Source organism: Streptomyces avidinii (genome assembly GCF_045161815.1).
Taxonomy (GTDB): domain Bacteria; phylum Actinomycetota; class Actinomycetes; order Streptomycetales; family Streptomycetaceae; genus Streptomyces; species Streptomyces avidinii.
In genome coordinates, this window is record NZ_CP108863.1 from 2,749,880 (window position 1) to 2,775,520 (window position 25,641).

Consider the following 25,641-nt stretch of genomic DNA (forward strand, 5'->3'; position numbering starts at 1 on the left):
CGGGGGCGCGGCCCTCGGCGTGGGTGGAGGGGGTGAGGGCGGTGGAGGTTCAGGCATGCCCGTGGGAGGGCTTGGGTGCACGGGGCTCGGGTGGCTTGATCGGCGGAACGGTCTGGGAGGTGGGCTCGGGTCCGGCCCGCTCGACGCGGGGCGCGGGCCGGCACGGGCGTAACGCAGCATCATGCGGCCGACTCCGCCGCCGTACACGGCGCCTGACATCGACGTGCCCCGGCGTCCGGTCCCGGGGGCCGACTCACCCCGGGCCCACCGGCTCACTCCCCCGGGTACCCGAGGTCGTCGGCGTTCTCGCCCTCCGTCTCCAACGCGCGGCGCACCACCCGCAGGGCCATGCCTTCCGGGTATCCCTTGCGGGCGAGCATCCCGGCGAGGCGCCGGATCCGCTTGTCCCGCTCCAGGCCCCGGGTGGAGCGGAGCTTGCGCTCCACGAGCTCCCGGGCGGTCTGCTCCTCCTGGTCGGAGTCCAGCAGCTCCAGGGCCTCTTCCACGAGGGTGGCGTGCACCCCCTTGGTCCGGAGCTCCTGGGCCAGCGCCCGACGGGCCAGGCCCCGGCCGCGGTGCCGGGACTCGACCCAGGCTCCGGCGAAGGCCGCGTCGTCGATCAGGCCCACCTCCTCGTACCGGGAGAGGACCTGCTGCGACACCTCCTCGGGGATGCCCCGCTTGTGCAGGGCGTCCGCGAGCTGGCGCCGGGTGCGCGGGCTCCCGGTGAGCAGGCGCAGGCAGATCGCCCGCGCCTGCTCCTCGGGGCTCTGGGGCGGCAGCTCCGTACGGCCCTCACGGCCGCCTCGGCGCTCGCCGCCCCCTTCCTGCTCGCGCACGGGTCAGCTCTTGGCCACGGCGGCCTTGGCCGTCGTCTTGGCCTTCGTTGCCGGGGCGGGCACGGCGGTGGCCGCGGCATCGGTCGCGTCGGCACCGGCCTCGGCAGCGGCGGCGTCCTTGCGGACCCCCACGCCCAGCTTCTCCTTGATCTTCCGCTCGATCTCGTTGGCGAGGTCGGGGTTGTCCTTCAGGAAGTTACGGGCGTTCTCCTTGCCCTGGCCGAGCTGGTCGCCCTCGTACGTGTACCAGGCACCGGCCTTGCGCACGAAGCCGTGCTCCACGCCCATGTCGATCAGGCCGCCCTCGCGGCTGATGCCCTGGCCGTAGAGGATGTCGAACTCGGCCTGCTTGAACGGCGGCGCGACCTTGTTCTTGACGACCTTGACGCGGGTGCGGTTACCGACCGCGTCCGTGCCGTCCTTGAGGGTCTCGATGCGGCGGATGTCGAGGCGCACGGAGGCGTAGAACTTCAGCGCGCGGCCACCGGTGGTGGTCTCCGGCGAGCCGAACATCACACCGATCTTCTCGCGGAGCTGGTTGATGAAGATCGCGGTGGTCTTGGACTGGTTGAGCGCACCGGTGATCTTCCGGAGGGCCTGGCTCATCAGTCGGGCCTGGAGACCCACGTGCGAGTCGCCCATCTCGCCCTCGATCTCCGCGCGCGGCACGAGCGCCGCCACGGAGTCGATGACGATCAGGTCGAGGGCACCGGAGCGGACGAGCATGTCCACGATCTCCAGCGCCTGCTCGCCGGTGTCCGGCTGGGACAGGATGAGGTTGTCGGTGTCGACGCCGAGGGCCTTGGCGTACTCGGGGTCGAGGGCGTGCTCGGCGTCCACGAAGGCGACGGTGCCGCCGGCCTTCTGTGCGTTGGCCACGGCGTGCAGGGTCAGGGTCGTCTTACCGGAGGACTCCGGGCCGTACACCTCGATCACACGGCCGCGCGGCAGCCCGCCGACGCCGAGCGCGATGTCCAGCGCGGTCGACCCGGTGGGGATGACCTCGATGGGGTCGTTCGGCTTGTCGCCGAGGCGCATGACCGCACCCTTGCCGAATTGCCGTTCAATCTGTGCGAGAGCGGCGTCGAGAGCCTTCTCGCGGTCGGTGCCTGCCATGGGTTCCACCCGGTTTGCTTGAGTCGATCGCTTCACGCCACTGACGCTAATGCCTGCCACTGACAATGCGCCTCCACGAGCGTTTCGGCTGTGGATAACTCATCAGAATGGATGTTCGATTTCCGTGTCAAGCGCACCACGCCCACCGCCCACCGCCCGGCGTGATTGCGACCGAGCGTCGCAGGTGGCCGGCGAGCGTGACAGTCGGCCGGTCCGAGCACGATCCACGGTTTCCTGAATTCAGCCTTCTCTGTACTGTTGTGGTGTGCTGACCGTTGCCCCTGAAATCGAGGTGCTGGCCCGCTTCGGCCGCGCGCTCGCCGACCCGATCCGCTGCCAGCTCCTGCTCACCCTGCGCGAAGCCCCGGCCTACCCCTCCGACCTCGCCGACGCTCTCGGGATCTCCCGCACGCGCCTGTCGAACCACCTCGCCTGCCTGCGCGACTGCGGCCTGGTCGTCACCGTGCCCGACGGACGCCGCACCCGCTACGAACTCGCCGACGACCGCCTCGGCCATGCGCTGGACGACCTGCGCACCGCCGTGATCGCCGTCGAGACCGACCGCACGTGCGTCGAGGCCGACGAAAAGGGCTGCTGCTGATGACCGCGATATCCCTGGGGCCCACCCCGGCGCGGCGTGAGGTGCTCGCCCGGCGGATACGCCTCCTGGTCGCCGCGACCATCACCTACAACGTGATCGAGGCGGCCGTCGCGATCACCGCCGGGACGATCGCCTCCTCCACCGCGCTGATCGGCTTCGGCCTGGACTCCGTCATCGAGGTCTCCTCCGCCACCGCGGTCGCCTGGCAGTTCTCCGCCCGCGAGCACGCCGTACGTGAGGCCCGTGAGCAGCGCACCCTGCGGATCATCGCCGTCTCCTTCTTCGCGCTCGCCGCGTACGTCACCGTCGACGCGGTCCGCGCGCTGACCGGCACCGGCGAGGCCGAACGTTCCGTCCCCGGCATCGTCATCGCCGCCCTCTCCCTCGCGGTGATGCCGTTCCTGTCCGCCGCCCAGCGCAGGGCCGGCCGCGAACTCGGCTCCGCCTCCGCGGTCGCCGACTCCAAGCAGACCCTTCTGTGCACGTACCTCTCCGCGGTACTCCTGGTCGGCCTGGTCCTCAACGCCACTCTCGCCTGGTCCTGGGCCGACCCGATCGCCGCCCTGGTCATCGCCGCCATCGCCCTCAAGGAAGGACGCGACGCCTGGCAGGGCAAGGGCTGCTGCGCCGCTCCGGCTCCAGACGTTCCCTCTCGGCCCGCACAACAGGAACGCGACTCCTGCGGCTGCCGCCCCGGCTGCGACTGCTGCGGTTGATCGACCCAGCGGCCGCAGCCGGAGCGCCCGGACTTGCGGCCAACCATCGTGCTCGGCCATGAGCCGGGCCACGACAGGTGGAACCTGGCCAGGCATGTGCGAACTAGTGGAGACGTGTCGCAGTCCGGACGAGGTCGGCGACGGCCCTGGACCGGCTGTGCGGTGGCCAGGCGATCACGGTGGTGACCGGGGGCGCGTCCAGCACGGGCACGGCGGCCAGGTCACCGTGCAGTTGGGCTCGGCACGACTGCGGTGAGACCGCGCAGGCACGGCCGAGCGCGACCAGCTGCAGCAACTGCGCGTGGTCGCGGACCTGCGGGCCGGAGCCGGGCAGGTAGGTGCCGTCGGGCTCCGGCCAGCGTGGCAGAGGCAGACCTGGCAACCCGGTGATGTCGGCCATGTGCACATGGGCCCGGACGGTGAGCGGATGCCCGGCCGGCAGGACCACGACCTGGCCCTCCGTGCTGAGCTCTTCGGTGTGGAACCCGGCCGTCGAGTCGAACGGCCGGTGCAGCAGCGCCACGTCGGCCCGGCCCTCGCGCAGGAGTCGTACCTGCTCGGCCGGACCGCACAGAATGACCTCCACGGGAACCGCGCCGGGTTCGGCGGCATACGCGTCGAGCAGCTTCGCCAGCAGTTCGCTGGACGCGCTGGCCTTCGTGACCAGGACCAGGCCGGGACGGTCGGTCGAGGGCAGGGCGGCGCGGCGGGTCCGCCGCTCGGCGGCGTCGACCGCGTCGAGGGCCGCCCGGCCCTCGACCAGCAGCACCGAGCCGGCCTCGGTCAGCGTGACCGTGCGACTGGTCCGATCCAACAGCACTGCCCCGAGCCGGCGTTCGAGCTGCTGGATCGCCCGGGACAACGGTGGCTGCGCGATCCCGAGCCGCTGTGCGGCGCGCCCGAAGTGCAGCTCTTCGGCGACGACGACGAAGTACCGCAGTTCCCGGGTCTCCATAACGCCACGGTATCCCGGATCAATACCCGGACGGTATCGCTGCCCACCCGATCGGTGTTGGACCCCGGCGGGGCCAGAAAGCAGCATGATCCCCATGAGCGAACGAACGATTGCGCTGGTCACCGGCGCCAACAAGGGAATCGGCTACGAGATCGCGGCGAGCCTCGGCGCACTCGGCTGGAGCATCGGCGTCGGCGCCCGCGACGAACAGCGCCGCAACGCCGCGGTGGACAGACTGCGCGCGGCCGGCGTCGAGGCATTCGGCGTACCCCTGGACGTGACCGACGACGCGAGCGCGACCGCCGCCGCACGGCTGATCGAGGAACAGGCCGGACGCCTCGACGTGCTCGTCAACAACGCCGCCATCACCGGCGGCATGCCCCAGGAACCCACCCGGGTCGATCCCGCCACCATCCGGACGGTGGTGGAGACCAACGTGATCGGCGTCATTCGGGTCACCAATGCGATGCTGCCGCTGCTGCACCGCTCCGCCGCACCACGGATCGTGAACATGTCCAGCAGCGTCGGCTCCCTCACCCGGCAGTCAGGACCCGCCGCCGAGCAGACGACAGGTCCGGTGTCCGCGGCGTACGCGCCGTCGAAGGCGTTCCTGAACGCCGTCACCCTCCAGTACGCCCGGGAGCTGAGCGGCACGAACATCCTGATCAACGTCGGCTGCCCCGGCTACGTCGCGACCGACCTCAACGGCTTCCGCGGCGTGCGCACCCCCGAGCAGGGCGCGGCGATCGCCGTCGAACTCGCGACCCTGCCCGACGGCGGCCCCACCGGACAGTTCTTCAACGACGCCGGCGTTGTTCCCTGGTGAGCGCAGGACCGCCATCGCCCGCCGGGGTGGCCCAAACCGCCGGCTCGCCACTCCCTCGCGGTTCCGACTCCCGTGTCCCGGCTCGGGCCGTGAGCCGAGGTGCGGGACCTCGGACGGTGCGACACCCTCCCGGACCTGTGTCGTACCTCGCTCACATGCTCGCTCGGTGACGTCTTACGAAGGTACTCACCCCACCGCTCTCGTCCGGGTGGGCGACCGGCACGCACAGATCGACGAGCAGCTCGCACCCACGATCCAGGCGATCCGGGAGTGCGGGTTCGACACCTTCACCTGCTGCCAGGACATCGGCGAGAGCAACGCGGACTGGCCTCAGAAGCTTCCGCACATGCGGGAGTGGGTGGAGTCCAAGCGCCGCTGGATGCTCATCGACTTCCCGGTCGACAGCGGCCTCGCCTTCCTCTCGGCCGTGGCGAACGCCGGCCCGCGGGACGCGTAGTGCTGTGACCGCAATGCCGGTCGGTCGCTGCTCCGTTCGTGGTGGGACGACATGAACTGACTGATCAGGCCCGGGAAGTCATCGGGCCGCTGTTGGCTCGCCGAGGATGGGTCGTCCGGTGCGGGACCGGCGTCAGGTCCTCAACGGGATCCTGTGGAAGCTGTCCACGGGTGCCGCCTGGCGGGACCTGCCGGAACGGTACGGGCCGTGGAAGACGGTCTACGAACGGTTCCACCGCTGGTCCGCCGACGGAACCTGGGACCGGCTCCTGGCCCGTGTCCAGCAGCACTCGGACGCGATCGGCGAGGAGAGAGCCTCTGCCGCCTCGACCTCACCGTCCACCGACGCCGCAACGTCGTCGAGCGCTGCTTCAACAAGCTCAAGCGGAACAAAGCCCTCGCCACCCGCTACGACGAACGAGCCCGCCACTGCCAAGCCCCACCTCGCGTTGCACGAGCCGGTCGGCGGTGACGAGGCGTTGGCGGACGCCCGTCCGGATCCGGTGGGGGCGGGAGGCTTCGTCGGCTCTCAGCGGGCTTGCGGATATCCGATTTCGGAGATGTCCTGGGCCAGGTCCGCCAGGGTGACCTCCGCGTTCAACGACGACACGAGTTCCTGGTCCAGCGGCCGCAAGGCATACACGTCACTCACCGCTTCCAGGTCCACAGTGACCTCGTAATAGTCCTCGGCGAAGCGCCGGAACGCTTCGGGTGAGCGGTCGACCAGCAGCGGGAACAGGCCCGTCGCCCCATCGGGGTCGGTATCGTGCGCGGGGAAGTCGATCGTGCCGTGGCGCCACTGATCATCCGTCCCCTCCCGCCACAAGCAGGCCGTCACGACGGGCACGCCGTCCTCGTCGGTGAACGCCGGCTCCTCGACAAAGGGCTTGAAGACCTCGGCAACGTCGTCGATCACTCCCGGCCAGGGCTCGCCGTCGTGGCCGTATGGGCTCATCCGCGATTCGTGGCCGAAGCCACGGACATAGGCCCCTGCCGCCGAGAACACGATGGAGTACTCGTCGCCCGACCCGTTGCGCATCGAGGCCATCTCCTCGCCTTCGGCCCACGTGGCGTTGAAGGAGTAGTACCGGCTTTCCCAGTCCGGGCTCAGGATCGCGTCGAGCATTTCGAGCGAGCGGCACAGGTCGCGCAGGTCAGCGATGGTGGGTAGCCGGCGGGCCGCGTCATGGACAGTCACGGGCTCATCCAACCGGCTCCCTCTGACAAGGCTCGTCACTTGTGTGCCAGGGCCGCCTTGAGCAGCGTGACCGTGCTCACCAGTTTGGGGAGGCCTTCGGTCTGGACCGTCGTGATGCCCCGGGAGACCTGGCCCGCTTCGTTCTTCGCGGCTCCGTCCGCGCACTCGGCCGCCCCTCGGCGGAATCCTCCGAGGGCCTCCTTCCAGTACCGCTGGGTGGCGTCGTCCGGGATCGGATCGAGCTTCTCGGCCTTGGCGGTCTGGGCCAACAGGTCCTGGCAGGCGGGCCCCTGGACGTCGATCGTGCGCATGCTCACCTCGTTCACCCGGCCGGCGTCCTCGGTCAGCTTCCTTATCCGTGCCTCGCCCCCGGAGCTGTACCAGTCCTGCAGTTGCTCGGCCGGAGTGCTGGAGCAGCCGCCGAGCAGCACGGCGACGGACGCGACGGCCGTGACGGACACGGTGACGCGGGTCGGTACGGGGACACGCACACGTAATGGCATGGAACCTGGAACCCCCCTGGATCGGTCCGACCGATGCTGCCAGGGACCTTCCGGGCCCGTGCCCCTCGTGATGGTTTCGTGACGGGCCGTCCGTCAGCGGGAGACCGCCGTCCCGAGGGAGTCGGCGCACAGGAACTTCGGTCCCACGTCGTAGAAGACGTCGAGGGAGGTGATCGTGAACCCCGCCGCAGTCAGCAGCTCCGGGGCCGATCTGGTGAGGTGGCAGCCGCCCAGGAGCCGCATGTTCAGCGGTTCGAGCCGTCGCTGCCACCGGCGCACGCTCCGGTCCCCTTCCGGGGCGAGGCCGTGTTCGAGGAAGTGCAGGCTCGCGCCGGGCTTGAGTACGCGCCGCAGCTCGCGCAGTGCCGCCACGGCGTCCGGGACGGTGCACAGCGTCCAGGTCGACAGCGCGGAGTCGAAGCCGCCGTCCTCGAAGGGCAGCGACTGGCCGTCCAGGCCGGCCCGCCGCACCGGTACGCGGGTGTCCCGTACCCGCTCCCCGGCCAGCCGCCACGCGACGTCGGAGGGTTCGACCGCCGCCACCGCCGTGACGCCCGGCGGGTAGAAGGGGACGTTGTGCCCGGCGCCGAAGCCGATCTCGACGACCTCGCCCACCAGCCCTCGGCAGACCCGGCGCCGGAGCGGCCGGGCCGTCCTGGCTCCGCAGGCGGCGTTGAGGATCCGCGGCACGACCTGATCGGCATAGAACCCCATGGCGGCCTCCGCGTCTCGCTGCTCCCCTGAGCTCAGCATGGCATCGCGGCCCGTCGCAGGGCCGCCCACACGCCGCCCCCGCACCGCCGCGCCCGGCCGCAGGCACGATCCACCCGAGTGACAACCCAGGGTTGACACTCTCCGAGGTGTCAACCTACGGTTGCACCTATGACGAACCCTTCGGTGGAACCCGTTCGCATGACCAACCCGGTACGCCTCGACGACCTGATCGAGGCCATCAACAAGGTCCACACCGACCCCCTGGAGCAGCTCAGCGGCGCCGTCGTCGCGGCAGAGGCCCTCGGGGACGTCGCGGACCACCTCATCGGCCACTTCGTCGACCAGGCCCGCCGCTCCGGCGCCTCCTGGACCGACATCGGCCGCAGCATGGGCGTCACCCGCCAGGCGGCCCAGAAGCGCTTCGTCCCCAAGGCGGACAAGGAGGGCGCCGGCGGCCTCGACCCGAACGCGGGCTTCGGCCGCTTCACCCCCCGCGCCCGCAACATCGTCATGACCGCGCAGAACGAGGCGCGCGCCGCCGGCAACACCGAGATCCGCACCGAGCACCTGGTCCTGGGCCTCCTCGCCGAACCCGAGGGCCTCGCCGGGTACGCCCTGCGCGCCCAGGGGGTCGCGGCGGACGACGTACGCGCCGCCGTGACCGCCCTGCTGCCCCCGGCCCGGCCGGAGGTCCCCGACCTGGTCCCCTTCGACGGCTCCGCGAAGAAGGCCCTGGAGCTCACCTTCCGCGAGGCCCTGCGTCTCGGCCACGACTTCGTCGGCACGGAGCACGTCCTGCTCGCGCTCCTGGAGCTGGAGAACGGCGAGGGTCCGCTGAGCGGCCTCGGCCTGGACAAGGCCGCCGTCGAGGCGACCGTCAGCGAAGCCTTGGCAGTCGTACGCGTCGTCGCGGACGAGAAGTAGAGGAATCCGCGTCGCGGGTCAGCTCGTAGCGCTTGACGTACGCGCCGAGGAAGGCCTGCAGGGTGGCGACGGCCGGGATCGCGATGAGCGCCCCGACCGCGCCCAGCAGGGCGGTGCCCGCGACGACCGATCCGAAGGCCACCGCCGGATGGATGTCCACGGTCTTCGAGGTCAGCTTCGGCTGGAGGACGTAGTTCTCGAACTGCTGGTAGATCACCACGAAGCCCAGTACGTACAGCGCGTACCAGGGATCCACGGTGAAGGCGAGCAGGACCGGCAGCGCGCCCGCGAGATAGGTACCGATGGTGGGGACGAACTGCGAGACCAGCCCCACCCACACCGCGAGCGCGGGGGCGTACGGCACGCCGAGGACCGCCAGCACGATGTAGGTTGCGACACCGGAGATCAGCGCCATCAGCCCGCGCGAGTAGAGGTACCCGCCCGTCTTGGCAACGGCGATCTCCCAGGCGCGCAGCACCTCGGCCTGCTTCGCGGGCGGCAGTACGGAGCACAGCGCGCGCCGCAGCCGCGGTCCGTCGGCGGCGAAGTAGAAGGAGAACAGCCCGATCGTCAGCAGCTTGAAGAGTCCGCCGAGCACCGTGGCGGAGACGTCGAGCACGCCTGACGCACTGTTCTGCACGTACTTGCGCAGCCAGTCGGAGCGCAGCACGCTCTCCTGGATCTCCAGCCGGGACAGTTCGGTGTGGAAGGTGGAGTTGATCGCTTTGATCACCGCGTCGAGATAGCCGGGGAAGCCCTCGACCATGGCGACGATCTGCCCGGCGAGCAGCGAGCCGAGCAGCGCGAGGAAGCCGACCGTCACGACGAACACCGCGAGGAACATCAAGAAGGTGGCGAGCCCGCGGCGCATGCCGCCGGCCGCCATCCTGGCCACCGCCGGTTCGATCGCGAGCGCGAGGAAGAACGCGATCAGGATGTTGACGAGGAGGCCTATCAGCTGGTGGAAGGCCCAGCTGCCGAGCTGGAAGCAGGCCACGAGGGCCAGTACGAGGATCACGGCGCGCGGCAGCCAGCGCGGCATCCGCGCGTCCTGCTCGGCGGGGGCCGCACCGGACGGCGGTGGAGCCGGCGGCGCGGGCGGACCCGGCGGACCGGGCGGCTCCGCCGCCTGCGCCGGCGGTGTCACTCCTCGCGCCTCGGCGGACTGATCGGTCGTCTCTTCGCTGGCTGCCACGGCGCCAAGTCTGTCCCACCCGCGCCCGCCACCGCGAAACAGCGCGCTGGTCAGCGCAGCGAAGCCGGCACGTCCATCGCCGAACACACCGCGCGCCACACGTCCTTGGTCTCCCAGCCCGCGTCCAGCGCCTGGTGGACGGTGCGCCCGCCCAGCTCGGTCATGACGTGGTCCCGTGCGAAGGAGTCCGCATAGCCCTCGCCGAAGTGCTCCGCCATCCGTTCCCAGAAAATCGTCAACCGCATGCCCCCAGTATCCCGCCCCGGGAGAGTGCACCGCCCGCGTTCGGCCCTCCCCCACGCACCGCCGGGTCCTACGTTGCTGGCATGCCCGGAGACGAAGCTTCCCCGCACCCCCCACAGACCCCGACGGCCCCACTGGCTCGCGCCGAGGGGTTCATCTGGCTCACGGCCCGCGTGCTGGAGCAGCGGCGGTTCGCGTTCCACTTCCTCGGCGGGGACGCCGACCCGGTGGACACGGCCCTCGGTTCGTACCTCAACGGAGACGGAGGCTACGGTCACGCACTCGATCCGGATCTGCGCGGTCCGCTCAGCCAGCCCCTGCACACCGCCCACGCCCTGCGCGTGCTGGACAGCCTGGGCCGCTGCTCCGGACAGCGCATCGAGCGGCTCTGCCGCCACCTGACCGGGGTCTCCACCACGGACGGCGCGCTCCCGGTGGTCTTCCCCGCCCCCCGGGACTACCCCGCGGCCCCCTACCACCCCATGCACGACGACCCGCCGGGCGAGCTCCTGACCACCGGCCCGGTCGTCGGCGTACTGCACCGCAACCGGGTCTGGCACGCCTGGCTCTTCCGGGCCACGGACTTCTGCTGGGACCGGATCGAGAACCTGCGCCACTCGCACCCGTACGAGGTCCAGAGCGCGGTGGCCTTCCTCGACGGCATCCCCGACCGGGCGCGCGCGGCGTCGGCCGCCGACCGGCTGGGCCGGCTGGTGCGCGAGCAGCGGCTCGTGGTGCTCGATCCCGGGCGGCGCGCGGAGTACCCGCCGGTCCCCGGCTACGCGCCGGGCGAGCAGCTGTTCCCGCACGACTTCGCGCGGCGGCCCGAATCCCTGGCCCGCGGCTGGTTCACCGACGAGGAGCTGGACCGCTCGCTGGACTTCCTGGCCGCCGAGCAGCAGCCCGACGGCGGCTGGCCGGTGCAGCGCCGGGACTGGGCCCCGGGAAGCACGCTGGAGCGGCGGCCGATCGCCACCCTGGAGGCCCTGCTGACCCTGCGGGCGTACGGGCGCCTGCCGGACGGGCGGCAGGACGGGGTCAGCCGCCCAGGGCCCGTACCCCCGCGGTGACCACGACGGCGGCCGCGACCACGATCAGGAAGGGGGCGCGCAGGAGCAGTGCCAGCCCGGCGGCGGCGAGCCCCGCGGCGCGGGCGTCGACGACGAGGGCGGAGCCGGTGCTGAAGGTCTGCTGGGCGGTGAGCGCGGCGAGCAGCGCGACCGGCAGCAGGGCGGCCAGGCGGCGCACGAGCGGCCGTTCCAGGGCCCCGGCGGGGACGAGCAGACCGGCGAGCTTCACGGCGTAGCAGCCGACGACGGTGATCCCGATGGCGATCCAGACGTTCACGGGCGGCGTCCCTTCATCCAGAGCACCACGGGAGCGGCCAGGGCTGCGATCAGCACGGGCACGCCGGCGGGCAGCACGGGCAGGAAGCCGAGCCCGAGGACCAGCGCGAGGGCGGCGACGGCCCGCTCGGTGAAGGTCTTCAGCATCGGCGCCAGCAACGCCAGGAACACGGCGGGTCCGGCGGCGTCCAGCCCCCACGCCCTGGTGTCCCCGATGGCCTCGGCGCCGAGCGCGCCGAGCAGGGTGGTGAGGTTCCACAGCGCGTAGAGGGTGAGCCCGGTGACGGTGAAGCCCAGCCGGGCCGACTTCCGGTCGGGCTGGGCCAGCGCGACGGCGGTGGTCTCGTCGATCACCCAGTGCGCGGCGAGCGGGCGTACCGCGCGCGGCAGCTTGAGCAGCTGGGACAGCCGCAGCCCGTAGAAGGCGTTGCGCGTCCCGAGGAAGAAGGCCCCGGCGGCGGCGGTGAACGGGTTCCCGCCCGCCGCCAGCGCTCCGACCAGGGCGAACTGCGAGGCCCCGGTGAAGACGAGCAGGCTCAGCACGCAGGCCTGGAGGGTGCTGATGCCGGCCCCGGCGGCGGTCACTCCGAACGCGAACCCGGACAGCCCGACGGCCACCCCGACCCCGAGCGCGTCGCGTACGACGGCGGCCCGCGGCCGGCCGTCGGCGACCCCGTCGGGGGTCTCCTGTATCACTGCTTGATGTTCTCCCACGCCCCGAAACTACGCAGGCCGGGGCACCCGGGTCTTGTACGTTCTTGCGCGCCCGGCAGGATCCGGGAGTGACCGTCTAGCCCGCCCGCTCCCGCCGGTACGCGCCCGGGGGCACCCCCACGATGCGGGTGAAGTGGCGGTTCAGATGCGGCTGGTCGGTGAACCCGACGGTGACGGCCGCCTCAGCGGGGGCCGTGCCCGCGTCCAGGAGCCGGCGCGCCTGCCGGACCCGGGCGTCGGTCAGCCAGGTGTGCGGCGGCATCCCGTACCGCTCGCGGAAGGCCCGCAGCAGGGCGAAGGGGCTCGTGCCCAGCTCCGCCGCGAGCTGCTCCAGCGACGGCGGGTCGGCCATCCGCTCCTGCAGTACGGCCCGGGCGGCCACCGCGTCGGCACCGCCCGCGCCACGGACCGTACGGGCGGGCAGCGATCCGGCGTGCCGGGTCAGCATCCGCGCGACCACGCTCCGCAGCAGGGTGTCGGCGGCCAGCGCGTTGCCCGCCTCGGCGGCCCGGTGCACCTCGGTGATCGCCTGCGCACCCCGGGGATCGGCGACCATGTCGGCGGTGAAGCCGGGGGTGCCGCGCAGGGTGCCGATCTCGTCGGCGACCTCGGCGATCAGCTCGCTGGACGGGTAGAGGGTGGCGTACGCCCAGCCCTCGGGCACCCCGGCGCGCGCGGAGTGCGGCACCTCGGGGTTGATCAGGACCACGCTGCCGGGCCCGGCGCGCACCACGTGCCCGGGGAGTCCTATCTCCTCGATGCCTCCGGTGACGGCCGCGATGACGTATCCGTCGTGGGCGTGGCGCGGAAAGGTGTGACGTACGTAGTGGGCGCGCAGCAGGTCGAGCCCGGGCAGTTCCGCGTACTGCCAGTGCCGTGCCCACTCCCGGCGCCCCTCGGCACCCCCGTCCGTCCCCATCCCCCCATTCTGCGCCCCGCCCGTGTCCCGCGTTTCCCCAGGTCCGGCCCGTTGTCAGTGGCCGGGTGCACGATGGGGGCATGGCAGGCGCTGCGCTCGACTCGTTCTCCCCCGCGACCCGCTCGTGGTTCACGGGGGCCTTCGTCACGCCCACGGCCGCGCAGGAGGGCGCGTGGCGGGCGATCGGGGAGGGCTCCGACGTGCTGGTGGTGGCCCCCACCGGCTCCGGCAAGACCCTGGCCGCGTTCCTCGCCGCCCTCGACCGGCTCGCCTCGACCCCGCCGCCCGCGGAGTCGAAGAAGCGCTGCCGCGTGCTGTACGTGTCGCCCCTGAAGGCCCTGGCCGTCGACGTGGAGCGCAATCTGCGCAGCCCGCTGACCGGGATCCGCCAGGAGTCGGTCCGCCTGGGCCTGCCCGAGCCGGACATCCGGGTGGGAATCCGCTCCGGCGACACCCCGCCCGCCGAGCGGCGGGCGCTGGCCACCCGGCCGCCGGACATCCTCATCACCACGCCCGAGTCCCTGTTCCTGATGCTGACCTCGGCGGCCCGGGAGGCTCTGACCGGGATCGAGACGGTGATCCTGGACGAGGTGCACGCGGTCGCCGGGACCAAGCGCGGCGCCCATCTCGCGCTCTCCCTGGAGCGGCTGGACGAGCTGCTGCCCCGCCCGGCGCGCCGGATCGGTCTGTCGGCGACGGTCCGGCCGGTGGACGAGGTGGCCCGGTACCTCGCGCCGCGCGGCAGGGTGGAGATCGTCCAGCCCCCGTCGGCCAAGGAGTTCGACCTGTCGGTGGTCGTCCCGGTGCAGGACATGGGCGAGTTGGGCGGCTCCCCCGCGACCGAGGGCAAGGAGGGCGGGGACAAGCCGTCGATCTGGCCGCATGTGGAGGAGCGGATCGCCGACCTGGTGCAGGCCCACCGCTCGACGATCGTGTTCGCCAACTCCCGCCGGCTCGCCGAGCGGCTGTGCAACCGGCTCAATGAGATCGCGTACGAGCGGGCCGTGGGCGAGAAACTGCCGGAGGGCAAGCCGCCGGCCGAGATCATGGCCCAGTCGGGCGCCGCTCTGGGCGCCCCGCCCCTGCTGGCACGCGCGCACCACGGATCGGTGTCCAAGGAGCAGCGCGCGCTGGTGGAGGAGGACCTGAAGGCGGGCCGGCTGCCCGCCGTGGTCGCCACCTCCAGCCTGGAGCTGGGCATCGACATGGGCGCGGTGGACCTGGTGGTGCAGGTGGAGTCGCCGCCCTCGGTGGCCTCCGGGCTGCAGCGGGTGGGCCGGGCCGGGCACCAGGTGGGCGCGGTCTCCACCGGGGTGGTCTTCCCCAAGTACCGCGGCGACCTGGTGCAGGCGGCGGTGGTCACCGAGCGGATGCGCACGGGGGCGATCGAGTCCCTGCGGATCCCCTCCAACCCCCTCGACGTGCTGGCGCAGCAGCTGGTCGCGATGGTCGCGATGGACACCTGGCAGCTGGACGACCTGCTGGCCCTGGTGCGGCGGGCGGCACCCTTCGCGGCGCTGCCGGAGTCGGCGTTCACGGCGGTGCTGGACATGCTGGCCGGGCGCTATCCGTCGGACGCGTTCGCCGAGCTCCGGCCGCGCGTGGTCTGGGACCGGGTGGCAGGGACGATCACGGGCCGGCCGGGGGCCCAGCGCCTCGCGGTCACCTCGGGCGGCACGATCCCGGACCGCGGTCTCTTCGGTGTCTTCCTGGCGGGCTCCGACCCCAAGAAGGGCGGCGGCCGGGTCGGCGAGCTCGACGAGGAGATGGTCTACGAATCCCGCGTCGGGGACGTGTTCACGCTCGGCACCACCTCGTGGCGGATCGAGGACATCACCCGCGACCGGGTCCTGGTCACCCCCGCCCCCGGGGTGCCGGGCCGGTTGCCGTTCTGGAAGGGCGACCAGCTCGGCCGGCCGCTCGAACTGGGCCGCGCGGTCGGTGCGTTCCTCCGTGAGCTCGGCGGTCTGAGTGACGAGGACGCCCGGCTGCGGCTGGTGGCGGCCGGCCTGGACGCCTGGGCCGCCGAGAACGTCCTGTCGTACCTCGCCGAACAGCGCGAGGCCTGCGGCCACGTCCCCGACGACCGGACCATCCTGGTCGAGCGGTTCCGCGACGAGCTGGGCGACTGGCGGGTCGTGGTCCACTCCCCCTTCGGCGCTCAGGTGCACGCCCCGTGGGCGCTGGCACTGGGCGCCCGCCTCGCCGAGAAGTACGGCATGGACGCGCAGGTGATGCACGCCGACGACGGGATCGTGCTCCGCCTGCCCGACCTGGACCTGCTCTCCATGGACCTGCTGGACCACGACCCGGCCGCTCCGCACGCGTTCGAGTTCGACGACGAGAAGGCTCCGCTGGGCGCGGCCGACGTCGCCTTCGACCACGGTGACATCAACCGGATCGTCACCGACCAGGTGGGCGGCTCCGCGCTGTTCGCCTCCCGCTTCCGCGAGTGCGCGGCGCGCGCCCTGCTGCTGCCGCGCCGCAGTCCCGGTCGGCGCACCCCGCTGTGGCAGCAGCGCCAGCGCGCCTCCCAGCTGCTCCAGGTGGCCTCGGAGTTCGGCTCCTTCCCGATCGTGCTGGAAGCCGTACGCGAGTGCCTCCAGGACGTCTTCGACGTGCCCGGCCTGACCGAGCTGATGGGTGACATCGAGGCGCGGCGCGTCCGGATGGTGGAGGTCACCACACCGGAGCCCTCCCCCTTCGCCCGTTCCCTCCTCTTCGGGTACGTGGCCCAGTTCCTCTACGAGGGCGACTCGCCGCTGGCCGAGCGCCGGGCGGCCGCGCTGTCGCTGGACTCCCGGCTGCTGGCCGAGCTGCTCGGCCAGGCCGAGCTGCGCGAACTCCTCGACGCACAGGTGCTGGAGGAGCTGGAGCGGGAGCTCCAGTGGCTCACCGAGGACCGGCGGGCCAAGGATCCCGAGTCGGTGGCCGACCTGCTGCGCCTGCTGGGACCGCTGACGCGGGACCAGTTGACCGAGCGCGGGGCGGATCCGGCCTGGGCGCAGGAGCTCGCCGCGGCCCGCCGTGTCATCCCGGTCAGGATCGGCGGCGCGGACCACTGGGCGGCGATCGAGGACGCGGGCCGGCTGCGGGACGCGCTGGGCACGGCGCTGCCCGTCGGTGTCCCGGAGGCGTTCACCGAGCCGGTCAAGGACCCGCTCGGGGACCTGCTGGCCCGGTACGCCCGCACCCACGGGCCCTTCACCACGACGGCGGTCGCCACCCGCTTCGGCCTGGGCACGGCAGTGACGGAGGGCGCCCTGCACCGGCTGGCCGCGGCCGGGCGGGTCGTGCAGGGCGAGTTCCACCCGGCGGGCATCGGCCAGGAGTGGTGCGACGCCACGGTGCTGCGCCGCCTCCGCCGGCGCTCGCTCGCCGCGCTCCGCCAGGAGCTGGAACCGGTCCCGCCGACCTCGCTGGCCACCTTCCTCCCGCAGTGGCAGCACCTGGGCGGAGCGCTGCGCGGCCTCGACGGCCTGGCCCGGGCGATCGAGCAGCTCCAGGGCGCCCCGGTCCCTGCCTCGGCGCTGGAGCGCCTGATCCTCCCGTCCCGGGTGACCGGGTACTCCCCCGGACTCCTGGACGAGCTGACCACGGCGGGCGAGGTCGTCTGGGCGGGCGCCGGAGCCCTCCCGGGCAAGGACGGCTGGGTTTCGCTCTACCTGGCGGAGGCGGCGCCGCTGCTCCTGCCCCCGCCGCATCCACTGGAGCAGAGCCCCCTGCACCAGGCGGTCCTGGCATCGCTCGCGGGCGGGTACGGCCTGTTCTTCCGGCAGATCGCGCAGTCGATCCGCGCCGACTTCCCCGAGGTGTCCGACGTCGCGCTCTCCGAGGTGGTGTGGGACCTTGCCTGGTCGGGCCGGCTCACCAACGACACCCTGGGCCCGTTGCGCTCGCTGCTCGGCTCGGGCCGCACGGCGGGCTCGACGGCCCACCGGGCCCGCCGTACGGTTCCCCGCGGCCGTTACGGCACGCTCGGCGCGACCGTGTCCCGTACCGGCCCGCCCACGGTCTCCGGGCGCTGGTCCCTGCTGCCGGCCACGGCACCCGACCCGACCCACCGGGCCCACGCCCTGGCCCGCACCCTGCTGGACCGGCACGGGGTGGTGACGCGCGGGGCGGTCGCCGCCGAAGGGGTGGAGGGCGGCTTCAGCGCGGTCTACCGCGTCCTGTCGGCCTTCGAGGACAGCGGCCAGGCCCGCCGGGGCTATGTGGTCGAGGGACTGGGCGCGGCCCAGTTCGCGATGGACGGGGCGGTGGACCGGCTCCGGGCCGCCGAGCGGACCCCGCCGCCGTTGGCGGCGGTGGTCCTGGCCGCCGCCGACCCGGCGAACGCGTACGGGGCGGCCCTGCCCTGGCCCGAGCCCCCGGCCGGGGCCACCCACAAACCGGGCCGCAAGGCGGGCTCCCTGGTCGTCCTGGTCGACGGGGAGCTCACCGTGTACCTGGAGCGCGGCGGCAAGACCTTGCTGGCCTGGCCCGCCCCCGAGGACCCCCGGCTCGCGGCGGCCACGGCCGCCCTGGCAGCCGCCTCCCGCGCGGGCACGCTCCCGGCCCTCACGGTGGAGCGGATCAATGCCGAGGCGGCCCTGACCTCCCCTCTGGGCCCGGCGCTGGAGGCGGCCGGTTTCCATGCCACCCCGAGGGGTTTGCGTATGCGTTCCTGACAGACGCAAACGGCCCCGAGTGTTCCACTTGCGTCCTGGACATGTCACAGAACGGCCCCCGAAGGCTCCTCAGCTGGCGCATTCGCTTACTGATCCTTTATTAAGATGATCACAGGCGTTGCATTGGCAATGCACCTTCATGGGGGAGCAGAAGAGTGAGCACCATCAGCATGCGCAACACCGCCCTCGGCGCGGTCGGTCTGGCGGTCGTCGGCAGCCTGGCCCTGACCGGCTGCAAGAACGGCAACGAAGAACTCCCGGCGCAGCCGGCCGCATCCACCCCGGGCAGCGCCCCGGCCACCTCCGGCGCCCCGGCCGGCCCGTCGACCGGCAGCAGCGGCGCCCCCGCCGGGGCCGCGGGCACCGCGAAGTCCGGCCAGGCCTTCAAGATCGGCGAGGCGGCGGAGATCCCCTACGACTACGGAGACTTCAAGGGCAGCCGGCTCGCCCTCACGGTCACCGCGGTCGAACAGGGCACGCCCGCCGACCTGGAGGGGCTGAAGCTCGGCGACAAGGCGAACGGCAAGGTCCCGTACTACATCCGCTACACGGTCAAGAACATCGGCACCACGGACATGTCGTACGCCTCGGTCGGCCACGTCAGGGGCCTGCTCGGGGACGGCGGCGAGGCCCAGAGCCTGGCCGTCATCGGCAAGTTCGAGAAGTGCAAGGACGAGTCCATGCCGAAGGGCTTCACCAACGGCCAGACGCAGACGAGTTGTGCGATCGCCCTCGCCCCGTCGGCCCAGGTGAAGGTCGCCGGCGCCGAGTACTGGGGCAACCCGTACAACTCGATCAGCAACGGCAAGGGCATCACCTGGAAGTAGCCCCGCCGGGGCCCGCAGCCTGCGGGCCCCCACCGCCGGGCGTGACATCCCGGCGCGAGCTCCACGCACCCCGCCCCGCCGGAGGCCACGCCGCCGGAGGCCGCCCGCAGGGCGGCCCCGGCCTCGAAGCCGCAGCCGGCCTCCGGCGGCTCGGACCGGTCCCGGCTGCGGATGCGGCTTCGGTCCAGGGCCGGCGCCACGCGAAGCGCCTTCCCGCGTCGGCCGGCGAGAGAGCCGTGGACTCCGCCGCAGCCGGGCACCGGGCCGGCGGTCCGGGGCCCGGGCCACGCCCTCGCCCCGCGGGCCCCGCAGGCCGCGCGCGGAGCGCGCCCAGAGCCCGCCCGGCGGTGACCTCGAGGACGGCGTGGAGCGCCGCAGCCGGGCCGCCACGCGCCCTCGCGCCGCCGACCCGCGCGAAGCGGAGGCACGCGCCGGGGCGGGGCTCCGGGAGCGCACAATGAGGGCATGCCCGAAGGCGACAGCATCCGGCGCGCGGCGACCCGGCTCCACACCGCCCTGGCAGGCCGCACCCTCACCCGCAGCGACCTGCGCGTCCCCCGCTTCGCCACCGCCGACCTCACCGGCCGCCTCACCCTCGACGTCACCCCGCGCGGCAAACACCTCCTCGCCCGCTTCGAGGGCGGCCTCACCCTGCACAGCCACCTCCGGATGGACGGCGCCTGGCACGTCTTCGCCGCCGGCGAGAAGTGGCACGGCGGCCCGGCCCACGAGATCCGGGCCGTCCTCGGCACGGCCGACCACACCGCCGTCGGCTACCGCCTCCCCGTCCTGGAACTGATCCGCACCGCCGAGGAGGACCGCGCCGTGGGCCACCTCGGCCCCGATCTCCTCGGCCCGGACTGGGATCCCGCCCGCGCCGCCGCCAACCTCCTCGCTGCCCCCGAGCGCCCCCTGGGCGAGGCCCTGCTCGATCAGCGCAACCTCGCCGGGATCGGCAACATCTACAAGGCCGAGCTCTGCTTCCTGGCCCAGGTCACCCCGTGGACCCCGGTCGGCACGCTCCCCGAATCGGCCCTCCCCCGGCTGGCCTCCGCCGCCCACCGCCTGCTGTCCGCGAACACCGGCGAACGGCCCGGCCCCCGCAACACGACCGGCAGTCGTCACCCCGGCCAGGACCTCTTCGTCTACGGCCGCGCCCACCGCCCCTGCCTGCGCTGCGGCACCCCCGTCCGCGAGGCCCCCCAGGACGGCCGCCCCACCTACTGGTGCCCCCGCTGCCAGTCGGGCCCGACGCCGTAGAGCCTGTCCAGGCAACAGGACGCGCCGGGACGGAACTCGGCGGGACGGAACCTGCCATGAACGCCGCGGCAGAACGCGACGGGCACAACGATTGACGCTCCGTCAGATCCGGTCGTACGGTCCCGGCATGCCCACACCCACAGCCCCGTACGGACTCACCGGCCGCACCGCCCTGATCACCGGCGCCGCCAGCGGCATCGGCCGGGCCACCGCCGTCCTCCTCGCCGAGGCGGGAGCCCACGTGCACTGCGCGGACCGCGACGAGCAGGGACTCGCCGAGACGGCCGCCCTCGTCACCAAGGCCGGCGGCGCCGCAACCGTCCACCCCCTCGACGTCACGGACCGGGCCGCGCTCCGGGCGGCCGTCACCGCGGCGGGCCCGCTCGACATCACGGCGGCCATCGCCGGGGTCATGCACACGAGCAGCGTCCTGGAGACGGCCGACGAGGACCTCGACCGGATCCTCGACATCAACTTCAAGGGGGTCCTGCGCACCTGCCAGGAGGCCGCCCGCGCCATGATCGCGTCAGGCCGCCCGGGCTCGATCGTCACCATGGCCTCCGGGGCCGTGGACGCCGCCCAGCCCGGCCTGCTCTGCTACAGCGCCGCCAAGGCCGCCGTGGTCCAGCTGACCAAGACCCTCGCCACCGAGGCCGGCCCGCACGGCATACGGGTCAACGCCGTCGCCCCGGGCTGGATCCGCACCCCGATGACCGGCCGCCACAGCCCCGAGGTCCAGGAGCAGACCGAGGCGGCGATGGTCCGGATGTCCCCGCTGCGCCGGGTCGGCGAGCCCGAGGACATCGCCCGGGCGGTGCTCTACCTGGCCTCGGACGCCTCGTCCTTCATGACCGGTCAGATCCTTCGCCCGAACGGTGGGGTGTCCATGCCGTGGTAGCCCCGCGGCTCCGGTCGCCCCCGTCGCCCAGGCCGCCCCCGCCGCTCCCGTCGGCGCCGTCAGCCCCGTCGGCGCCCTCGCTCCCGCCGGCCGCCCGCAGCGCCCTCCGCCGCGCCTTGCGCACCGGGCCCGGCACGCAGTGCACGGGCAGCAGCCCCAGCCCCCAGCCGCCCACCGCCACCGCGCCCTCAACGGCCCCGGACTCGGCAGGCGCCAGCACCAGGCGCAGTACGGCCCACCACCACAGCACCCCCACCGTCAGTGCGAGGGCCGACACCGCAGGTACGCGCAGCAACCGCCGCACGGCCACCTCCCAGGGGCCGGGACCCGGACGGCCCCATCCTCCCGCACCCCCCGCGCCCCCGCACCCAGAACGGCCGGGAGCCCCGGCCGGTGCACAGGGCACCGGCCGGGGCTCCGGCCACGCTCAAACACGCACGTGCTCGCTCACGCGGCTACGACATTCACCGCTTCCGCAGGCGCCTTGATGGTCACCCGCTCCGGTCCACCCGCGACCGAAGCCATGGAGACCGAATTGAGCATCGGGCGGACCGGCACACTCACCGGTTCGCTTGCCGCGGCCGACTGTGCCAGCTCGGCCAGCGACAGCTCGTCACTGACTTCGCGCATCAGCTCGGACATCCGTACGTCCAACGCGTCGCAGATCGCGGAGAGCAGCTCGGAGGATGCCTCCTTCTGCCCCCGCTCCACCTCGGAGAGATAGCCGAGAGAAACTCGGGCCGACGAGGAGACTTCGCGCAGAGTACGGCCCTGGCGCTGGCGCTGCCGACGCAGCACGTCACCCAGCAGGCGACGGAGCAGAATCATCGGTGGCTCCCTCCTCTGACCGTGTAGCCGCATCCTTCACGCCCCACCGTACCGCCTCGCGCCGCGGCCGTGCGGGGAGCGATGTCGTGTTCACTCAGGGCTGCAAACATCAAATCCCCCCGTTCTGTTCCGTATCCTGCCTCCGCGCATTCTCACGGAGTTGGTCCGCGAGAAGCCCGAGCACTGTGCGTGCACTCTCCCTACGAATTTCCGCGCGGGAGCCTTTCAACCTCAGACGGACCGTTTTCCTGCCCCCCGGACCGTCCAGCGCGACGAAAACGGTGCCCACCGGCTGCCCGTCCTGCGGCTCCGGACCGGCCACCCCGGTGGTCGCGATTCCCCACGAAGCGCCCATGACCCGCCGAACGCCGGCCGCCATCTCGGCCGCCACCTGCGCGTTCACCGCGCCTTCGGCTTCCAGCAGCCCCGCGTCCACCCCGAGGACCAGGTGCTTGATCTCCGTCGCGTAGGCCGTCACCGAGCCACGGAAGGATCGGGAGGCGCCGGGGACGGCGGTGAGGTCGGCGGCCACCATGCCGCCGGTCAGGGATTCCGCCACGGCGAGGGTCTGGTCACTCTCCGTCAGCAGCCGCAGCGCTTCCGCAGCCGCTCCGGTCGCATCCGCCGCTCCGGAACCGGATGCGGCCCCCGGAGAATCCCCCGCCGCGTACGTCACCTCGCGGCCCGCTCCGCAGCCCGCTCCGCGGCGAGACCCTGGCGGCGCAGCACGACCGCCTGCCGGATGTAGTCCAAACCGGTGACGACGGTCAGCACGACGGCGATCGCCATCACCCAGAAGCGCATGCTCGCCAGCGCCCCGGTCAGCGCGAGTACGTACATGCCCACGGCCGTCCCCTGGGCCAGGGTCTTCAGCTTGCCGCCGCGGCTGGCCGGAATCACTCCGTAGCGGATGACCCAGAAGCGCAGCAGCGTGATTCCGAGCTCCCGGCCGAGGATCACCCCGGTCACCCACCAGGGGAGGTCACCGAGCCAGGAGAGGCAGATCAGCGCCGACCCCATGATCGCCTTGTCGGCGATGGGGTCGGCGATCTTGCCGAAGTCCGTGACCAGGTTGTACGTCCGGGCGAGGTGCCCGTCGAAGATGTCCGTGATCATGGCGACGGCGAAGGCGGCCCAGGCCCAGGCCCGCCAGGCCGGGTCGTAGCCGCCCTCGGCGAGGAGCAGGAACACGAAGCCCGGCACCAGCACGAGCCGGATCATCGTCAGGATGTTGGCAATGTTCCACAGGCTGGCCTGATTGACCGCCGCGGCCCCCAGCTTCGCGCCGGGTACGGGCCGGCGGCCGGCCTCGCCCGCCGCAGATGCCGGGACTCCGGTCATCCGGCCGCCTCCTCAAGATCCATGCCGAGCGGCTCGGCCACCAGGTCCACGCCCAGGGTGCCGACCACCTTTGCCGTGACGATACGCCCCGGGACGAGGCCCGTGCTGTCGGTGAAGACCACCTGGCCGTCCGTTTCGGGCGCCTGGTGCGCGGCGCGCCCGTAAGCGCCCTCGCCGTCCTCGTCGACCGCTTCCACGGTCTCGACGAGTACCTCCAGGGTCTCCCCGATGCGCTCCTCGGCACGCTGCGAGGTGAGCTCCTCGGCGAGCCGCTGCATGTGGGCCAGCCGCTCGGCGATGGTGTCCTCGTCCAGCTTGTTCTCGTAGGTGACGGCCTCGGTGCCGTCCTCGTCCGAGTAGCCGAAGACGCCGATGGCATCGAGGCGCGCGTGGGTGAGGAAACGCTCCAGCTCGGCGAAGTCCGATTCCTTCTCGCCGGGGAAGCCGACGATGAAGTTGGAGCGGACGCCGGCCGTCGGGGCCTTGGAGCGGATGGTGTCCAGCAGCTCCAGGAAGCGGTCGGTGTCACCGAAGCGGCGCATGGAGCGCAGCACGTCGGGGGCCGAGTGCTGGAAGGACAGGTCGAAGTACGGCACGACCTTGGGGGTCGAGGTGAGTACGTCGATCAGGCCGGGCCGCATCTCGGCGGGCTGGAGGTAGCTGACGCGGACGCGCTCGATGCCGTCGACCTCGGCCAGCTCGGGCAGCAGGGTCTCCAGCAGCCGGATGTCGCCGAGGTCCTTGCCGTACGAGGTGTTGTTCTCGGAGACCAGCATGATCTCCTTGACGCCCTGCTCGGCCAGCCAGCGGGTCTCGCCCAGCACGTCGCTGGGGCGGCGGGAGATGAAGGAGCCGCGGAAGGACGGGATGGCGCAGAAGGAGCAGCGCCGGTCGCAGCCGGAGGCCAGCTTGACCGAGGCGACGGGGCTCTTGTCCAGGCGGCGGCGCAGGGGCGCGCGCGGACCCGAGGCGGGCGCGAGCCCGTCCGGCAGGTCGGCGGGGGCCTCGGCGACCGGCTCCTGGGCGTGGCCCGGGAGGGAGACCTCGGCGGCCTGGCGCTCGGCCGGGCTGATCGGCAGCAGCTTGCGCCGGTCGCGCGGGGTGTGGGAGGCGTGGATGCCACCGTTGAGGATGGTCTGGAGGCGGTCGGAGATGTCGGCGTAGTCGTCGAAACCGAGGACTCCGTCGGCCTCGGGGAGCGCTTCGGCGAGTTCCTTGCCGTAGCGCTCGGCCATACAGCCGACGGCGACGACGGCCTGGGTCTTGCCGTGATCCTTGAGATCGTTGGCTTCCAGGAGGGCGTCTACGGAGTCCTTTTTGGCGGCTTCGACGAAGCCGCAGGTGTTGACGACGGCTACGTCCGCATCGGCGGCGTCCTCGACGAGCTCCCAGCCATCCGCCGCCAAGCGGCCTGCGAGCTCCTCCGAGTCCACCTCGTTACGGGCGCAGCCAAGAGTGACAAGGGCGACGGTACGGCGTTCGGGCATGGACTCAAGACTACTTCGTCCCGGCGTCGGCCCCTGCCGCAAGTCCCCGTACAGCAAGATCCCCGGGGTGCGGCGCAGCACCCCGGGGATCCGGATTCAAGCCTTCCGCCCTAGGGCGGTCCCGCGTCAGCCCGCCTGGGGCTGATCCTGGAGAGGGTCGGCCTTCGTGTATTTCAGCCGCTCCACCTGACCGGACTGGAAGTCGTCCTTGATCTCCTTGCCGTTCACGAACAGCTTCACGGCGCCGGCGTCGCCGAGCACGAGGTCGACGGACTCCTTGTCGGTGAAGGTCTTGGACTCACCCTGCGCGAGGGTGCCGTCGAAGAGCAGCCGGCCGGTGGAGTCCTTCGCGGAGATCCAGCTCTCGCCCTTGTCGGCCGTCAGGACCACGGTGACGAGGTCCTTGGGCGCGGCGGCGATCGCACTGTCCGAGGGCTCCGGCTTGGGCGCCTGCGGGGTCTGCGGGGGCTGGCCGACCGGCTTGGCGCCGCTCTGCTTGGGTGCGGGCTTGGGCGAGGCGGAACCTTCCGCCACCGGGCGCTTGTCCTTCTCGTCGCCACCGCTGAAGGCGGTGAAGCCGACGAAGCCGATCACGGCGACGATGGCGGCGACCATGGCCGCGGTCCAGTTGGGCCGCTGCCGTTCGGGGCGGATCCGTTCGGCCTCGAACATCGGCGCGGCGGGCGTGGGTGCCGGCCGGCCGCCGTGGGCCGCGTCGTAGCTCTCGACCAGCGGTGCCGGATCGAGGCCCACGGCGCGGGCGAGCGTACGGATGTGACCGCGGGCGTAGACGTCGCCGCCGCACCGCGTGAAGTCGTCCTCTTCGATCGCGTGCACGATCGGGATGCGCACGCGGGTGGTGGAACTGACCTCGTCGACGGTGAGCCCGGCGGCGATCCGGGCCTTCTTGAGGGCCGTCCCGATGGACGGGCCTTCGACGGGACGTTCGACGATGCGGTCCTCGGACCGGTCGTCGGTCGAAGGCCGCTCTTCTTCGGGGGAGTTGGAGTTGCCGATGGACACGTGGGCGCCTTTCGAGCGTGTAGCCACCTGCTGGATGTCCAG

The 25,641-nt window shown here is 72.5% G+C and carries 26 protein-coding genes and 1 pseudogene; 11 read left to right on the forward strand and 16 right to left on the reverse strand.

Features of this window, described 5'->3' with window-relative positions:
- Positions 1-272: 272 nt before the first annotated feature.
- Together recX and recA are read right to left on the reverse strand one after the other, a co-directional pair.
- Positions 273-839, reverse strand: coding sequence for a recombination regulator RecX (recX, locus tag OG373_RS11800; protein WP_405438029.1), 567 nt, complete (start codon positions 837-839; stop codon positions 273-275).
- Positions 840-842: 3 nt separating this feature from the next.
- Entirely contained in the window at positions 843-1,955 is a 1,113-nt protein-coding gene (gene recA, locus OG373_RS11805; protein WP_397738724.1) for a recombinase RecA, read from the reverse strand.
- A gap of 265 nt (positions 1,956-2,220) precedes the next feature.
- Here recA and OG373_RS11810 point away from each other — a divergent pair, with 265 nt between their 5' ends.
- Both OG373_RS11810 and OG373_RS11815 read left to right on the forward strand, forming a co-directional pair.
- Complete coding sequence (locus OG373_RS11810; RefSeq protein ID WP_405438031.1) at positions 2,221-2,556, forward strand: ArsR/SmtB family transcription factor; 336 nt, start codon at positions 2,221-2,223, stop codon at positions 2,554-2,556.
- Entirely contained in the window at positions 2,556-3,272 is a 717-nt protein-coding gene (locus tag OG373_RS11815) for a cation transporter (protein WP_405438032.1), read from the forward strand. Before OG373_RS11810 ends, OG373_RS11815 begins: the two co-directional genes overlap by 1 nt.
- A 103-nt stretch (positions 3,273-3,375) precedes the next feature.
- On the opposite strand, the gene OG373_RS11820 is transcribed toward OG373_RS11815, so the two are convergent.
- Positions 3,376-4,227, reverse strand: a complete 852-nt coding sequence (locus tag OG373_RS11820) for a LysR family transcriptional regulator (protein ID WP_405438034.1) — start codon at positions 4,225-4,227, stop codon at positions 3,376-3,378.
- A gap of 94 nt (positions 4,228-4,321) precedes the next feature.
- Between OG373_RS11820 and OG373_RS11825 the strand changes: the two genes are divergently transcribed.
- From OG373_RS11825 to OG373_RS11835, 3 genes and pseudogenes are all read left to right on the forward strand, one after another.
- Positions 4,322-5,053: an SDR family NAD(P)-dependent oxidoreductase gene (locus tag OG373_RS11825; protein WP_405438036.1), complete on the forward strand. Its 732-nt coding sequence runs from the start codon at positions 4,322-4,324 to the stop codon at positions 5,051-5,053.
- A 166-nt stretch (positions 5,054-5,219) separates the two neighbouring features.
- Positions 5,220-5,510 carry a hypothetical protein gene (locus tag OG373_RS11830; RefSeq protein WP_405438037.1) on the forward strand — a complete coding sequence of 97 codons (291 nt, stop codon included), beginning with the start codon at positions 5,220-5,222 and terminating at the stop codon, positions 5,508-5,510.
- A 38-nt stretch (positions 5,511-5,548) separates the two neighbouring features.
- A pseudogene (locus OG373_RS11835) lies at positions 5,549-5,981 on the forward strand (transposase).
- 57 nt (positions 5,982-6,038) lie between these two features.
- Here the strand turns inward: OG373_RS11835 and OG373_RS11840 are convergent.
- From OG373_RS11840 to OG373_RS11850, 3 genes are all read right to left on the reverse strand, one after another.
- On the reverse strand, positions 6,039-6,707 hold the full coding sequence (locus OG373_RS11840; protein ID WP_405438038.1) for a hypothetical protein: 669 nt from the start codon (positions 6,705-6,707) through the stop codon (positions 6,039-6,041).
- Positions 6,708-6,742: 35 nt separating this feature from the next.
- Entirely contained in the window at positions 6,743-7,198 is a 456-nt protein-coding gene (locus OG373_RS11845; RefSeq protein WP_405438040.1) for a hypothetical protein, read from the reverse strand.
- A 105-nt stretch (positions 7,199-7,303) separates the two neighbouring features.
- Positions 7,304-7,924, reverse strand: coding sequence for a class I SAM-dependent methyltransferase (locus tag OG373_RS11850; protein WP_405438042.1), 621 nt, complete (start codon positions 7,922-7,924; stop codon positions 7,304-7,306).
- 168 nt (positions 7,925-8,092) lie between these two features.
- Between OG373_RS11850 and OG373_RS11855 the strand changes: the two genes are divergently transcribed.
- Positions 8,093-8,848, forward strand: coding sequence for a Clp protease N-terminal domain-containing protein (locus OG373_RS11855; RefSeq protein WP_405438044.1), 756 nt, complete (start codon positions 8,093-8,095; stop codon positions 8,846-8,848).
- On the opposite strand, the gene OG373_RS11860 is transcribed toward OG373_RS11855, so the two are convergent.
- Positions 8,802-9,995: an AI-2E family transporter gene (locus OG373_RS11860; RefSeq protein ID WP_397738778.1), complete on the reverse strand. Its 1,194-nt coding sequence runs from the start codon at positions 9,993-9,995 to the stop codon at positions 8,802-8,804. The genes OG373_RS11855 and OG373_RS11860 overlap by 47 nt on opposite strands.
- A 98-nt stretch (positions 9,996-10,093) precedes the next feature.
- A complete protein-coding gene (locus OG373_RS11865) occupies positions 10,094-10,288 on the reverse strand; it encodes a DUF3046 domain-containing protein (protein WP_030010745.1) in 195 nt (64 codons plus the stop codon).
- Between the two features lie 81 nt (positions 10,289-10,369).
- On the opposite strand from OG373_RS11865, the gene OG373_RS11870 reads away from it, so the two are divergent.
- Positions 10,370-11,356 carry a hypothetical protein gene (locus tag OG373_RS11870; RefSeq protein ID WP_405438046.1) on the forward strand — a complete coding sequence of 329 codons (987 nt, stop codon included), beginning with the start codon at positions 10,370-10,372 and terminating at the stop codon, positions 11,354-11,356.
- On the opposite strand, the gene OG373_RS11875 is transcribed toward OG373_RS11870, so the two are convergent.
- The 3 genes from OG373_RS11875 to OG373_RS11885 all read right to left on the reverse strand — a co-directional run bounded on the left by OG373_RS11875 (position 11,325) and on the right by OG373_RS11885 (position 13,265).
- Positions 11,325-11,633 carry an AzlD domain-containing protein gene (locus OG373_RS11875; protein ID WP_397738710.1) on the reverse strand — a complete coding sequence of 103 codons (309 nt, stop codon included), beginning with the start codon at positions 11,631-11,633 and terminating at the stop codon, positions 11,325-11,327. The two genes, OG373_RS11870 and OG373_RS11875, sit on opposite strands and share 32 nt — an antisense overlap.
- The gene (locus OG373_RS11880; RefSeq protein ID WP_405438048.1) at positions 11,630-12,328 is read right to left on the reverse strand and encodes an AzlC family ABC transporter permease; all 699 of its coding nucleotides are present in this window, start codon (positions 12,326-12,328) and stop codon (positions 11,630-11,632) included. Before OG373_RS11880 ends, OG373_RS11875 begins: the two co-directional genes overlap by 4 nt.
- Positions 12,329-12,422: 94 nt before the next feature.
- Positions 12,423-13,265 carry an AraC family transcriptional regulator gene (locus tag OG373_RS11885; RefSeq protein WP_405438050.1) on the reverse strand — a complete coding sequence of 281 codons (843 nt, stop codon included), beginning with the start codon at positions 13,263-13,265 and terminating at the stop codon, positions 12,423-12,425.
- A gap of 80 nt (positions 13,266-13,345) precedes the next feature.
- Here OG373_RS11885 and OG373_RS11890 point away from each other — a divergent pair, with 80 nt between their 5' ends.
- The 4 genes from OG373_RS11890 to OG373_RS11905 all read left to right on the forward strand — a co-directional run bounded on the left by OG373_RS11890 (position 13,346) and on the right by OG373_RS11905 (position 20,920).
- Entirely contained in the window at positions 13,346-17,935 is a 4,590-nt protein-coding gene (locus tag OG373_RS11890) for an ATP-dependent helicase (protein ID WP_405438052.1), read from the forward strand.
- A gap of 155 nt (positions 17,936-18,090) precedes the next feature.
- Entirely contained in the window at positions 18,091-18,762 is a 672-nt protein-coding gene (locus OG373_RS11895; RefSeq protein WP_405438054.1) for a hypothetical protein, read from the forward strand.
- A 465-nt stretch (positions 18,763-19,227) separates the two neighbouring features.
- A complete protein-coding gene (locus OG373_RS11900; protein ID WP_405438055.1) occupies positions 19,228-20,022 on the forward strand; it encodes an Fpg/Nei family DNA glycosylase in 795 nt (264 codons plus the stop codon).
- Between the two features lie 127 nt (positions 20,023-20,149).
- Positions 20,150-20,920 (forward strand): SDR family NAD(P)-dependent oxidoreductase, encoded by a 771-nt coding sequence (locus OG373_RS11905; protein WP_397738698.1) that lies wholly within the window; start codon positions 20,150-20,152, stop codon positions 20,918-20,920.
- Between the two features lie 447 nt (positions 20,921-21,367).
- Here the strand turns inward: OG373_RS11905 and OG373_RS11910 are convergent, their stop codons facing one another.
- The 5 genes from OG373_RS11910 to OG373_RS11930 form a co-directional block, all read right to left on the reverse strand.
- On the reverse strand, positions 21,368-21,748 hold the full coding sequence (locus tag OG373_RS11910) for a helix-turn-helix domain-containing protein (protein ID WP_030389368.1): 381 nt from the start codon (positions 21,746-21,748) through the stop codon (positions 21,368-21,370).
- Between the two features lie 109 nt (positions 21,749-21,857).
- The gene (locus tag OG373_RS11915) at positions 21,858-22,424 is read right to left on the reverse strand and encodes a CinA family protein (protein ID WP_405438058.1); all 567 of its coding nucleotides are present in this window, start codon (positions 22,422-22,424) and stop codon (positions 21,858-21,860) included.
- On the reverse strand, positions 22,421-23,089 hold the full coding sequence (gene pgsA / locus OG373_RS11920; RefSeq protein ID WP_405438060.1) for a CDP-diacylglycerol--glycerol-3-phosphate 3-phosphatidyltransferase: 669 nt from the start codon (positions 23,087-23,089) through the stop codon (positions 22,421-22,423). Before pgsA ends, OG373_RS11915 begins: the two co-directional genes overlap by 4 nt.
- A complete protein-coding gene (rimO, locus tag OG373_RS11925; RefSeq protein WP_030729176.1) occupies positions 23,086-24,576 on the reverse strand; it encodes a 30S ribosomal protein S12 methylthiotransferase RimO in 1,491 nt (496 codons plus the stop codon). Before rimO ends, pgsA begins: the two co-directional genes overlap by 4 nt.
- 126 nt (positions 24,577-24,702) lie before the next feature.
- A complete protein-coding gene (locus tag OG373_RS11930) occupies positions 24,703-25,599 on the reverse strand; it encodes a RodZ domain-containing protein (RefSeq protein ID WP_405438062.1) in 897 nt (298 codons plus the stop codon).
- Between the last annotated feature and the right edge of the window lie 42 nt (positions 25,600-25,641).

Excerpts from the sequence above, each read along its gene's own strand:
- OG373_RS11820 (WP_405438034.1), bottom strand. The coding sequence starts at position 4,227 with ATGGAGACCCGGGAACTGCGGTACTTCGTCGTCGTCGCCGAAGAGCTG.
- OG373_RS11815 (WP_405438032.1), top strand. The coding sequence starts at position 2,556 with ATGACCGCGATATCCCTGGGGCCCACCCCGGCGCGGCGTGAGGTGCTC.
- pgsA (WP_405438060.1), bottom strand. The coding sequence starts at position 23,089 with ATGACCGGAGTCCCGGCATCTGCGGCGGGCGAGGCCGGCCGCCGGCCC.
- OG373_RS11825 (WP_405438036.1), top strand. The coding sequence starts at position 4,322 with ATGAGCGAACGAACGATTGCGCTGGTCACCGGCGCCAACAAGGGAATC.
- OG373_RS11890 (WP_405438052.1), top strand. The coding sequence starts at position 13,346 with ATGGCAGGCGCTGCGCTCGACTCGTTCTCCCCCGCGACCCGCTCGTGG.
- OG373_RS11855 (WP_405438044.1), top strand. The coding sequence starts at position 8,093 with ATGACGAACCCTTCGGTGGAACCCGTTCGCATGACCAACCCGGTACGC.
- OG373_RS11850 (WP_405438042.1), bottom strand. The coding sequence starts at position 7,924 with ATGGGGTTCTATGCCGATCAGGTCGTGCCGCGGATCCTCAACGCCGCC.
- OG373_RS11900 (WP_405438055.1), top strand. The coding sequence starts at position 19,228 with ATGCCCGAAGGCGACAGCATCCGGCGCGCGGCGACCCGGCTCCACACC.
- OG373_RS11865 (WP_030010745.1), bottom strand. The coding sequence starts at position 10,288 with ATGCGGTTGACGATTTTCTGGGAACGGATGGCGGAGCACTTCGGCGAG.
- OG373_RS11870 (WP_405438046.1), top strand. The coding sequence starts at position 10,370 with ATGCCCGGAGACGAAGCTTCCCCGCACCCCCCACAGACCCCGACGGCC.
- recA (WP_397738724.1), bottom strand. The coding sequence starts at position 1,955 with ATGGCAGGCACCGACCGCGAGAAGGCTCTCGACGCCGCTCTCGCACAG.
- OG373_RS11910 (WP_030389368.1), bottom strand. The coding sequence starts at position 21,748 with ATGATTCTGCTCCGTCGCCTGCTGGGTGACGTGCTGCGTCGGCAGCGC.
- OG373_RS11905 (WP_397738698.1), top strand. The coding sequence starts at position 20,150 with ATGCCCACACCCACAGCCCCGTACGGACTCACCGGCCGCACCGCCCTG.
- rimO (WP_030729176.1), bottom strand. The coding sequence starts at position 24,576 with ATGCCCGAACGCCGTACCGTCGCCCTTGTCACTCTTGGCTGCGCCCGT.
- OG373_RS11885 (WP_405438050.1), bottom strand. The coding sequence starts at position 13,265 with ATGGGGACGGACGGGGGTGCCGAGGGGCGCCGGGAGTGGGCACGGCAC.